Origin of the sequence: Pseudoclavibacter helvolus, assembly GCF_014191305.1 — a bacterium.
In the GTDB taxonomy this organism is placed as follows: Bacteria; Actinomycetota; Actinomycetes; order Actinomycetales; family Microbacteriaceae; genus Pseudoclavibacter; species Pseudoclavibacter helvolus.
Map to the genome: position 1 here is coordinate 157,462 of NZ_JACHWJ010000004.1, position 11,340 is coordinate 168,801.

The following is an 11,340-nucleotide window of genomic DNA, read 5'->3' on the forward strand; positions in this document are numbered from 1 at the left end:
CGTGGTCCAGGCAGCGGTGGCGATGACCGTGCGGCGCGAGAGGCGGTTCTTGGGGTTGGATGCTGCGTTCGGCACAGGGCTCCTGAGATGGATGGTGTGCAAAGCGGGTGCGCGCGACGGCGGGTCCGCATGCCTCGGCGCTAGGAAGAAGACTTCTGAAGGTGAGGGCGGACGCAACGGCCGTGCGAGTTCTGGCGCCCAGGGAAAGGCAACCTACCACTTGGTCGGGAGTGAATCCAGACTGTCAGAAGTGCACGCAGTCCACAATTCTCGGACGGACTAAATCAGTGGCCTACGCGCCGCAGAAACGAAGAAGAGGCGGGGCGGCTGCACGTGCATCCGCCCCGCCTCTTCGTGCAGTCTCGAGCTCCGGCTACCGCTCCGAACGCTCGCCGCCAGTCTCTGCCGCACCGGAACCGACCACCGGGACCTGGCTCGTCTGCGGACCCGCGACGGGAACGCTCATGACCGGGGCTCGTCGGAGCCAGGGGAAGCGCATCCTGCCTGGTTCGCGCTCGACGGGTTCCTCGACCTCGAGGCCGTAGAAGTCTCCGATGTGTTCGACGAAGGCGGCGCGACGGGCACGCTCGTACGCGCGCTTCTCCCGCCCGAACGCGACAGCCGTCGCCCAGCAGGTGAGCAGAAGCACGATCGAGAACGGCAGCGCGATGCTGATGGCCGCCGTCTGCAGGGCGTTGAGGCCGCCCGCGAGGAGCAGGGCCGTCGCGAGCACCGACGTGATGACTGCGAAGAACGCACGTACCCAGTTCTTCGGCTCGGCCTGGCCCCCGGATGCGAGCATGCCCATCACCAGGGCGCCGGAGTCGGCAGATGTGATGAAGAAGATCGCGATGAGGATGATCGCGCCGATTGTTAGCACAGCTCCTCCGGGGAGCTGCGCGAGCATCTGGAACAGCGCGCCTTCGACATCGACGGAACCGTCGGACTGCACGAAATCGGTGACACCGTTCAACTGCATCCACAGGGCGGTGCCGCCGAGCACAGAGAACCAGAGGAACGTCACGAGGGTGGGCACGAGCATGACGCCCATCACGAATTCGCGGACTGTGCGGCCGCGTGAGATGCGGGCGATGAAGACGCCGACAAACGGCGCCCACGACATCCACCAGCCCCAGTAGAAGGTGCTCCACGACGACTGCCAATCGATTCCATCTTCGCCCGCGAACGCGCTGGTCGAGAACGTAAGGCTGACGAAGTTCTGCAGGTAGTTGCCAAGCGACTGCACGAAGTCGCGCAGTAGGAACTGGCTCGGGCCAACAATGAGAATGAAGAGCAGGAGGCCGGCAGCCAAGATGAGGTTGGTGTTGGAGAGCCATTTCATGCCCTTGCCGACGCCCGACAGCACTGAGAACAGCACGAACCCTGTGATGACAACGATGATGCCGATTGATGCGGTGGTCGACGGCTCGAGGATGCCAGCGGCCTGCAGTCCGGAGCCGATCTGCAGAACGCCGAGGCCGAGAGAAGTGGCGACCCCGAACACCGTGCCGACAAGAGCGACGACGTCGATGAGGTTTCCCCAGCCGCCCCGCACACGGCGACCGAGCAGCGGCTCGAGCGCCCAGCGCACGCTGACCGGGCGGCCGCGGCGGTGGATGGCGTACGCGAGCGCGAGGCCGAGCACGATGTAGATCGACCAGGCGTGTACACCCCAATGGAGGTACGTCTGCGACAGTGCCTGCTGTGCCAGCTGATTCTCGGTCCCGGTCACGCCCGGCTTCGGGTTGATGAAGTGGCTGAGCGGCTCGCTCACGCCGTAGAAGACGAGGCCGATACCCATTCCGGCCGCGAAGAGCAGCGACAGCCAGCTGAGGTTCGAGAACTCGGGCTTGTCGTCGTCCTTGCCGAGCTTGATGTCGCCGTACTTGCCGAAGCCCATCCAGAGGCTGAAGACGACGAAGAACGCTGCGATCAGTACGTAGTACCAGCTGAAGTTGCGCACGATCCAGGACTGGACGGCGCTGAAGGCGGTGTCTGCTGCGCTTGGCGCGAGAATCGAGAAGCCGGCGAAGGCGAGTACGACGATCGCAGCTGGCCAGAAGACCCACCTCTTGATCGCCGGAGGGCTCTGCTTTTCGGCGGGGGATGCAGCTGTCTGGCCGGGGGAATCAGGTCTGGGGGAGCTGGAAGTCACTGCGTCAATGGTACGCGAGCGCCGCCAGATTGCTAGTTTGACTAGCAATCGAGGCGATGTGAGCGGTTGAGGTCAGCCCTCGTCGCCGCTGCGCACGAGCTCGTGCACTCCCGAGATGATCTCGTCGGGGCGGAACGGATAGCGTTCGATCTCCCGCTGATCGCTGATGCCTGTGAGGACAAGCACGGTGTGCAGGCCGGCCTCCATGCCCGCGACGATGTCGGTGTCCATCCGGTCGCCGATCATGGCCGTGTTGTGCGAGTGCGCGCCGATCTTGTTGAGCGCGGAGCGGAACATCATGGGGTTCGGCTTGCCGACGACGTACGGCTCGCGGCCGGTGGCCTTCGTGATGAGCGCCGCGATGGCGCCGGTCGCCGGGAGTGGGCCGTCGGCGCTCGGGCCCGTGGCGTCCGGGTTCGTGACGATGAACCGCGCGCCGTTGCCGATGAGGCGGATGGCCTTCGTAATGGCGTCGAACGAGTAGTTGCGGGTCTCGCCGACGACGACGAAGTCTGGGTCGGTCTCGGTCATGATGTAGCCGGCCTCGTGGAGCGCGGTGAGGAGGCCCGCCTCGCCGATCACAAACGCGGAGCCGCCAGGCAGCTGCTGCTTGAGGAAGTCGGCCGTCGCGAGCGCCGAGGTCCAGAGGCGGTCTTCCGGCACGTTGATACCGCCAGCGCGCAGGCGTGCCGCGAGGTCGCGGGCCGTGAAGATGGAGTTGTTCGTGAGCACCAGGTAGGGGGTGTCATCGCGCTGCCACTGCGCGAGCAGCTCGACGGCGCCGGGGAGCGCAGCCTGCTCGTGCACCAGCACGCCGTCCATGTCAGTGAGCCAGCATTCGACGTTCGAGCGATCGACCATGGCCCCAGCCTAAGCGAAAGCACCGACACTCACCCCTGTTGAGATGGATGCGCGCAGACTCGCCGGAGGATGGTAGGCATCGCGTAGACTCCCTCCATCATGGACTTCTTCCTCAATGCACTCTGGTCGCTCATCCCGACTGTGATCATCGGGGCCGCGTTCTTCTGGATCCTCACGTCGATCCTCTCCGGCGATCGCCGCGAGCGTGCCATGGCCGACAAGATCGAGCGCGAAGAACGCGCTCGCCTCGGCCTTCCGCAGCTCGACGCGAACAGCTAGCACTCCTCTCTTCCCCGCTCCATCTCGACCTCCTCGCCGTAGAGGGGGTCACTTCTCGTGGTCTGGACTCGACTCATGTCACTCCTGCTCAACTGGGCATCCCCAAAGCCGCTCGGCACGCCGTTCCGCTTCCTCCTGTCATCTTCCTTGTTCTCGAACCTCGCTGACGGCATCCTCATCGCGGCCGGGCCCCTGCTCGTCGCGAGCCTCACGCAGGACCCGCTGCTCGTCTCGCTCGCCCTGGTCGTTCAGCAGCTGCCGTGGCTCGTGTTCGGACTCTTCGCCGGGGTTGTCGCCGACCGGCTCCCGCGCGTTGCGATCATCGTGACGGGTGCACTCAGTCGTGTGCTGATGCTCGCCATCATCGGCGCGCTGGTGCTGACCGACACCATCAACCTGCCGATCCTCTACGTCGCGCTCTTCCTCGTGGGCTCGGCCGAAGTCTTCACTGACAACGCGTGGACCTCGATCGTCCCCGACCTCGTGCCGTCGAAGGAGCTCGGCGTCGGCAACTCGCGCCTGATCGCGAGCCAGACCGTCATGAATCAGCTCGCAGGCCCCGCGATCGGCGGTGCGATCTTCGCGGTCGGGCATGCCCTGCCGTACGGCGTGACCGTCGTGTCGCTGCTCTTCGCCGTCGTGCTGGTGTCGCGCATCAAGTCGCCGCCCGTCTCGACAGCGACGACGGGCCCGATCGAAACGGTGCGCTCGGTTGCCCGCGTCCGCCGGGACATCGCGAAGGGGTTCGCCTGGCTCTGGCGGAACCCTCCGGTGCGCACGCTCGCGATCATCCTCTTCGCGTTCAACATCACCTACGGGATGACCTACGGCGTGCTCGTGCTCTACGCCAAGGAGCGGCTGGGGCTCGACGACGTCGGCTACGGGCTGCTGCTCGCCGTGTCGGCGCTCGGCGGGCTCGTCGGCACGGCGCTCTACGCACGCCTCGAACGGCGCTTCTCCTACACAAGCCTCATGCGCGCCTGTCTCGCGCTCGAAACTTTGCTGCACCTCGTGCTCGCCGCGACTGCGAACGTCATCGTTGCTGGCGTCACGATGTTCGTCTTCGGCATGTACACGGTCATCTGGGCGACGCTCGCGAGCACCATCCGCGGCAGGGCTGTGCCGAGCCGGATGCGCGGTCGGGTGTCGAGTGTCTACTTCCTCGGGATGATCGGCGGCATGGCGATGGGGTCCTTCATCGGTGGCCTCATCGGCCAGGGCTTCGGGATCGTCACGACGATCTGGGTCGCGTTCGGCTTGAGCATCTTCATCTTGGCGCTCGTCTGGCGGTCGCTCGTCAATGTCGGTCGCGCCGGTGAGATCGTTGAGGAACCGGGGTCTGCTGCCGCCGGCTGATCGCCGGACGACGGCCTCGTCAGTTCACATCGTGGTGCGCTCTGAGGGGGCACCCAGATTGCTCCGGGGAGCGCGGCGTAACCTGATCGGCATCGTGCTGGATCGAGGACGCGGAGGAGGGTGCTGACGATGCCGCGTTCTGCCATGCCCGTCCTCATTGCGGCCGTCATGATGACGATGCTCGCCGGATGCGCATCCGGACCGTTCCCATCCGTGCAGTCGGCGCTCGAGTCCTTCAATCAGACCCTCCGCTCACTTCCCGGCGTAGAGGCGTCCAGTCTCGACCGACCTCCCGTTGACGGGGTTGTCAAAGTGGACCTCATCGTGACCCTGGCGGACGACGTCACGGAGGAGGAGCTCGTCGACATCGGCGAGTACACGACAACCTTCCCGGCCGTGCAATTGGGGCAGGGGCAGTTCCCCGGAGTGGTTGAGCTCCGCCTCGCGGGATCGGCGTACTCCTACTTCGATCTGGCCACCCCTGAGGCTCTCCACGCTCAACTCGCGTACTGGCGGGAGCTGACAACGGTCGGCTTCGAATCCATCTCCACGCGAACGTATTCTGCGCCCGTCACCGCTGGCATGTTCCAGATCACCGACGAGGTCGGTGACGAAACTGCCGCTGGCCTCCCCGTGCAGGAGGGTGAGGGTGAGCAGGCGCAGGCAACTGAGGCGCCTATGGCCGCGAGCTCGTCGCCCTCGCCATCTCCCGACTCGACCGCCCCATCCCTTTCCTCTGCCGCGCTTGGTCGTCTCGTCGTGATCGAGCTCTCAAGTGACGAGCGCGACGACGAGGAACGCACTGCTGAGCTCCTGGAAGCCGCCCGCACGATCGAGGACCCGGGCGCCGCGACGGGGGAGTGGGACCTCATGGGTCTGGCACCGTTCACCACCGGTCAGTTCGTTCAATCTGGGATTCCGTCCTCTGAGCAGATCACCTTCGTCCGAGAGACAAGTGCCGTCTTCGACGCGTCGGAGCAGCTCGCGAGTGTGCACGTCCGAGTGGACGACTCCTTGGCCGGAAGCACGCAGGTCAACGTGACCGCCTTCGACGACACGATGGAGGGGGTCAGGTCGGCGGATGCGGCGAAGAAGTTCAGGGAGACGACCGAGTGGCAGGAGCTTCTCGAGCTCGTTCCCGAACTTCAGCAGACGAACCGCGACTTCAGCGTCAACTTCGTCGGCAACAACCTCACGGGCCTCGGCGTCTTCGAGTTGAAGTTCGGAGTGCGCGACTGTGAATTCTGGTCGGGTTCGCAGTGGCCCGACCTCTCGCGTGAACTTGAAATGAACTGGGCTGCGAGTCTCCAGGGCGCGAATGCGCCGACTGCGGCCGCTCAGATCTGTGCGGCGCAGCGCTGATCCGGCTCACTGCCTGACACCGCCGAGGGGGCATTTCCTCTCATTGCGTCGAATGTCAAGCTGTGTGGAGTCACTTGCGTCATGCTGCGACGGGTTCGTTGGGGAGGTTGATGCCGACTCTGCTGGCTGGTGATGGGGTCTTCGGGCGGGCTCGGAAGCGCGCGGGATGGGCGTCGTGGTAGACCTGAAGTGCGGTATCGCGGGCCGTCCAGATCTGCTGCCAGGAGCCGTCGTGGACCTGCGCGGGCGTGAATAACGCGATCGCGGAATGCCGATGCTCCGTGTTGTACCAGGTCACGTAGTCCTGGATGTAGGCGCGGGCCGCGTCGAGGTCGGTGAACACTTTCGGGTAGCCGGGCCGGTACTTCATGGTCCGGAATCCGGCCTCGGAGAACGGGTTGTCGTTCGACGTGTACGGGCGGTTATGCGACATGCCCACGCCATGCGCGGCCAGGGCATCGCGCAACAGAGTCGAGCGCATCGCTGCCCCGGAATCCGCGTGCACGAATTGGGGCGCGCCATGCGCTCGAATCGCGTCCTCGAACATGTCTCTCGCGAGGGAATCTACTTCCCGGTCCTCGACACGGAACCCCACGATGCGGCGGGAGTAGATATCGATGACCTTGTACGCCTTGAACGTCTTTCCCCGCCAGGGCGAGTAGAGGTCGGTGATGTCCCACGACCACACCTGCCCCGGACCCGTGGCTTTCAGCACGGGTTTGTCCCTGGCCTGCCGGCTGCTCGTCCGGGTCGGGAGTTTCGGGCGCAGCAGCTGATCCTCGAGGCGAGCCGCGATGCGCCACCAGGAGCGCCGCGACGCCAGCATCACGCCAGCATCCCAGGCCGTCGCGAAGGCATGATCCACCGAGTTGTCGGCAGCCCACCCAGCCAGGATGCGCTCCTCGATGCGTCGCTGGTCGATGTCGCTGATCCGCGACTCGTACGCGCGCGCTGCCTGCAGAATCGGGACCGCGACCCGCGCCCTCGGAGACTGCCGGTAGTGCCACGTCGACCGGGACAGACCCACGACCTTCAACGCTTGCCGTTGAGAGCCGGTCGCGGCGGCCAGCTCACGAACGAGCGTGTTCTCGAGCGTCAAGAACTCGATGGACCCTTCGTCGTCGGGTCCTCGTCGGGCTCTCGCTCGTTCCGCTGATGCAAGAGCCCGATAGCTTTTCCCAACGCCTCGTTCGCGGCCTCCAACTCCCGCACCCGCGCGCGAAGGCGATCCTTCTCGACATCTTGCTCTCGCGCACTCGCCACGATCTGGCGGCGCTCTCCTCGTGTCGTCATCTCACCACCCTCGCGCGGAACGAGGCTCCTGTCGAGATCTCCATCGAACACCGCTCGGCGCCATCGGCTCATCACCGTCGAAGAGATACCTCGGTCCTCCAACCACGCACGTTTCGTTCCATACGGGCGACGCTCGTACGCGAACACCAGATCACGCACTTCTTCGTTACTGAACCCCACAGCGATCGACACCACGACCTCCTCCAGATCACGAGCCAAACGACTCACAACCAGCCTGACAAAGAGGGTTGGCATAGCCAACACATGGCAAATCCCCGCAAATGCCCGGTTATCCGGATCTGGTCAAACGCGGATTCTCGGGTTAGATTCATGACCTACCATTCGGTATGTGAAAAGTCATGCTTTTAGATCTGGGGTGAACAAGGTGAACGCAACGACGCGTGAGCTGCTGGTGAGGGAGCGTCTTCTGCGCTCACTCGACGATGACTCGGCTGGCATCACCCTTCTGCATGCTCCAAGTGGCTATGGCAAGACAACGCTCCTACGCATGTGGGTCGACGCTGGCCGCCACGCGGGTCGACTGCTGTGGGTCACCTTCGGCACATCCACAACGACCCGCAACAGCGTGTGGGAGCAGATCGCGCGGGCCTTCCTTCGCGAAGGCCTCGTGACGAGCCTCCAATTCGACGATCTCCTGGCGCTCATCAACAGCGACGACTTCGAGAAGCGCGATCTCACGACTGCGATGCGTAGCGAAGCCCCTTTCACGATCATCCTCGACGGCTACGAGCGTCTTGGTGAGCTCGCCCCCGTCATCGACCAGGACCTCCTCCGAGGTGCCGCGAACGTGCCAGGCATGCGGGTCATCATCGCGGCTCGCGGTCGCACCACGCTCGACCAGTCGAGGCTGCAGCTTCGCGGGCAGGTCAAGGTGATCACGAACGTCGACCTCGAGTTCACGGAGGCAGAGGTCGCCGAGTTCTTCCAGCGGGTTGTCGGGGTCAGTCGCGTCGCGACGCCGAAGGAGGTGCACCAGGCGACCGGCGGTTATGCGATCGCAGTCCGCGCGGCTGTCCTCGAGCTTTCACGATCCGGCCCCCGTGTCGCCCACTGGCGCGAAAACGCACTCAACACGACGAACCTCTCTGGGCAGCTGCCAAGCGAAGAGCTCGCGAACTTCGCGCGCATCACGAGCATCGTGCCGTACTTCGACGCGTCCCTCGCGCGGGTGCTCGTGCCCCAACTCGATCCGGACGCGGCGATCGAGGTCCTCGAAGCCGACGGGTTCGGCAGGCACACCACGTTCACCCGCAGCGGCGGGGCGTTCCAGTACGTCACAGCGCTGCGTGAGGCGCTCCACGAGGAGCTGCGCACCGGGTCGCCAGCTGCGTACAAGCGCGCAGCATCTATCGCCTCGGCCTGGCTGGTCGCGAACGGCGACCCAGACGGAGCTCTCGAGCTGGCGCTCGAAGTTGATGACTACGAGCTCGCGTCGCGTATCTGCTCCCGGCTGCTTCTCTCTGTGGTCGAGGCCTACACCACGGACCGATACGAGGCGCGCCTGCAACACGTCCCGCACGACGCGCTCGTGGCTTACCCAATCCTTGCGTTTGTACTCGGGCTTGCCCGTCTCGCCAACCCCGTGCTGCGAAATGCGGCCAGGCCGTTGCTGCAGATCGCGGCGGGCATACGCATCCCGAGCGACCTGCCTGCGGAACGCCGCTGCGAGCTCCTCTGCTTCAAGGCCTTCGCGCTGCGCACGCTCGGCCGGTACCGAGAGTCGGCCGAGCTTGCCAGGGAGGCGCTTGACGTCGCGAACGCGCAGGGTCCATCCGGTGCTTCCATGCTGACGCCGGTCTTCACGCGAGGGGCTGCCCTCTCACTCTTCCTGGTCGGAGACGTCAAGGGGGCGCATGCCGCCGTCGCCGACACCTTCGTTGTTCCGCAGTCGCAGAGTTCCCGCAATCTGTCCTTCTCCGATGCTGCCGGCTACAAGGCGATCGACGGCGACATGCCAACGTCAGAGGCGATGCTCGCCCAGATCGACGACGGCGCTTGGAAGACGACAAACGAACGCGGCCACCTCGGCTCGTTCGGGCACATCGCGCGGTCCTACGCTTTCCTCGAGCGAGGGGAGTGGGCGCAGGCCCGCGCGACCCTCGAAGGCATCGAGCGCCACTCGGTGACGTCGGATCTCTGGCCCTACTTGCAGGAGCCTGTGATGTTTGCACGGCTCGCGGAGGGTGAAGCGCTGGCAGAGGCGCGCCGCGTCGAGGAGATGCTCGAAGGTCCGCTGGCCGCCTCTGGTGCCGGGGAAAGCCTCGGGCTGTTCCGTGTCAAGGCCTTCCTCGTGGCGCTTTGGCTCGCCGCCGGGCGCCCGGCTCGGGCTCGTAAGCTCCTCGAGGGCTATGCGGCCGACGACTTCCGCACGCTGCCCGCGAGGGCGTTGCTTGCTCTCGTCGATGGTGACGCGGACCAGTCGATGCGCCTCGTCTCGAGGTCGCTGGACTTCTTCACGACTCCACGCATGCGCACGGCAGTCCACGCACTTGGAGCGGCAGCGGCTCTGCGTGCCGGGGACCGCGAGGTGGCGTTGAGCATGATCGGCCTCGCCTCTGCGCTTTCTCGCGAATACGGGCTCATCTCACCGCTGCTGCTGCTGCCGGACCGAGACCGCGACGCGCTCGCGGACCTCAGTCGCGAGTCAGGTGGCGCCGACGACGTGGCAATGTTCGACTCCCTCGATGTTGCGACGACGATCCGAGAAGTGAGCGCCATGCCGCAGTTCACTGAGCGCGAGCGAGTCGTGGTTCACGCACTCGCCAGACACACCTCACCGGCCAGAATCGCCGAGGAGCTGTTCGTCTCGCCGAACACCGTGAAGACCCAGTTGCGTTCGGCCTACAAGAAGCTCGGCGTGCATTCGCGATCAGAAGCCCTCCGCCGCGCGGAATCTCTTGGTCTCCTCCGCGACAGAAGTGACGACTAGTCCGGTCTGAGTATTGCGCACAAGCCACTTCGGGGTGAACCCCGGGGTGGTTTTTTCGTTGTTGGCAAGGTTGCTGGTCAGTCATTTATTTGTAGCTACAAATTAGGGTGAAGTCTGGGGTGACTTCGCGCCTGAGGGGGCCGTGCTCGGGGTGCAATTGATCTGCCTGGCACGTCCTATGGGGCCTGTCAGCGCAGGACGCGCCACTCCGGCGCGGATGCACTTACCCCGATGCGCCGAAGAGGTTCCCCTTTGTCTGAAACCCCCAGCTCCCAAGCCGTTCCCGCCGCATCCAACGCTGCTGGCACATCAACCCGCCGCTCCGTGCTGCGCACTGCGGCCTGGACGACTCCGATCATCGCCACAGCAGTCGCGGCCCCCGCCTATGCGGCATCCCCGGTCAAGACCCCGGGCATCAACGGCTGGATCGTGTTCACGTACCCGGGCCGCGGCGGCTGGGCACGCGTCACTGTGGACGCACGAGGCACCTACCCGGTCCGAGGTCTCTGGATCAATGATGCGATCGCCACGACGACCATCACGAACATCTACATCGTCTTCCACTTCCGGCCGGGAGCCGGCACGCTCAGCTTCACGAAGACTGGCGCAGACGCCGGGTCCTGGTCCAACCTCGTCCTCGTCGGGACCATCACCATCGACGGCCAGAACTACAACAGCTACCGGTCGAACTACTCGGGTGTGCTGCCCGCACCGAATGCAGAATCGCGTGTCCTGCTCAAGAACGCCGTCTTCTTCCAATCGCAGGTGGTCGAAGGCGGCAGTCGCGTCCCGTACATCGACCGCTTCGTGACCGTCAACGGTGCCATCCAGTCGTTCCGTCGCCTCATCGGCGGAGATGGGGCGATCCTCGCGACGACTCCCTACACGCCGAGCGGTGGAAATCTCCGCATGGCCCAGGTCCCCGCGGAGGACACCGCAGAGGAACTCGCGCAGCCCGTCGCGACTGGTCCCCAGGTCGCCTAGCGACTCCTCGACCTGGGCGTGCGCGCATCCGGGGTCCCGCGCACGCCCAGGGCGAACAGGGGAGGGTTTCGGGGGTGGTCGCGGTTACTCTCGGTGTACA

The 11,340-nt window shown here is 65.1% G+C and carries 8 protein-coding genes; 5 read left to right on the plus strand and 3 right to left on the minus strand.

What is annotated here, in order from left to right:
- Window positions 1–373: 373 nt before the first annotated feature.
- Together FHX72_RS13005 and FHX72_RS13010 are read right to left on the minus strand one after the other, a co-directional pair.
- Entirely contained in the window at window positions 374–2,155 is a 1,782-nt protein-coding gene (locus tag FHX72_RS13005) for a BCCT family transporter (RefSeq protein ID WP_377604640.1), read from the minus strand.
- A 72-nt stretch (window positions 2,156–2,227) separates the two neighbouring features.
- A complete protein-coding gene (locus FHX72_RS13010; protein WP_068477198.1) occupies window positions 2,228–3,016 on the minus strand; it encodes an HAD-IIA family hydrolase in 789 nt (262 codons plus the stop codon).
- Between the two features lie 99 nt (window positions 3,017–3,115).
- Here FHX72_RS13010 and FHX72_RS13015 point away from each other — a divergent pair, with 99 nt between their 5' ends.
- From FHX72_RS13015 to FHX72_RS13025, 3 genes are all read left to right on the plus strand, one after another.
- Window positions 3,116–3,295, plus strand: coding sequence for a hypothetical protein (locus FHX72_RS13015; protein WP_068477200.1), 180 nt, complete (start codon window positions 3,116–3,118; stop codon window positions 3,293–3,295).
- Between the two features lie 75 nt (window positions 3,296–3,370).
- Complete coding sequence (locus FHX72_RS13020; RefSeq protein WP_183625706.1) at window positions 3,371–4,651, plus strand: MFS transporter; 1,281 nt, start codon at window positions 3,371–3,373, stop codon at window positions 4,649–4,651.
- Window positions 4,652–4,795: 144 nt separating this feature from the next.
- Complete coding sequence (locus FHX72_RS13025) at window positions 4,796–6,013, plus strand: hypothetical protein (RefSeq protein ID WP_221186943.1); 1,218 nt, start codon at window positions 4,796–4,798, stop codon at window positions 6,011–6,013.
- Window positions 6,014–6,092: 79 nt separating this feature from the next.
- Here FHX72_RS13025 and FHX72_RS13030 read toward each other — a convergent pair whose 3' ends face one another.
- Window positions 6,093–7,112, minus strand: coding sequence for a DDE-type integrase/transposase/recombinase (locus tag FHX72_RS13030; protein ID WP_156475621.1), 1,020 nt, complete (start codon window positions 7,110–7,112; stop codon window positions 6,093–6,095).
- A 579-nt stretch (window positions 7,113–7,691) separates the two neighbouring features.
- Between FHX72_RS13030 and FHX72_RS19765 the strand changes: the two genes are divergently transcribed.
- Both FHX72_RS19765 and FHX72_RS13040 read left to right on the plus strand, forming a co-directional pair.
- The gene (locus FHX72_RS19765; protein WP_183625710.1) at window positions 7,692–10,256 is read left to right on the plus strand and encodes a LuxR C-terminal-related transcriptional regulator; all 2,565 of its coding nucleotides are present in this window, start codon (window positions 7,692–7,694) and stop codon (window positions 10,254–10,256) included.
- Window positions 10,257–10,508: 252 nt separating this feature from the next.
- Window positions 10,509–11,240: a hypothetical protein gene (locus FHX72_RS13040; RefSeq protein ID WP_183625712.1), complete on the plus strand. Its 732-nt coding sequence runs from the start codon at window positions 10,509–10,511 to the stop codon at window positions 11,238–11,240.
- The last annotated feature ends 100 nt before the right edge of the window (window positions 11,241–11,340 follow it).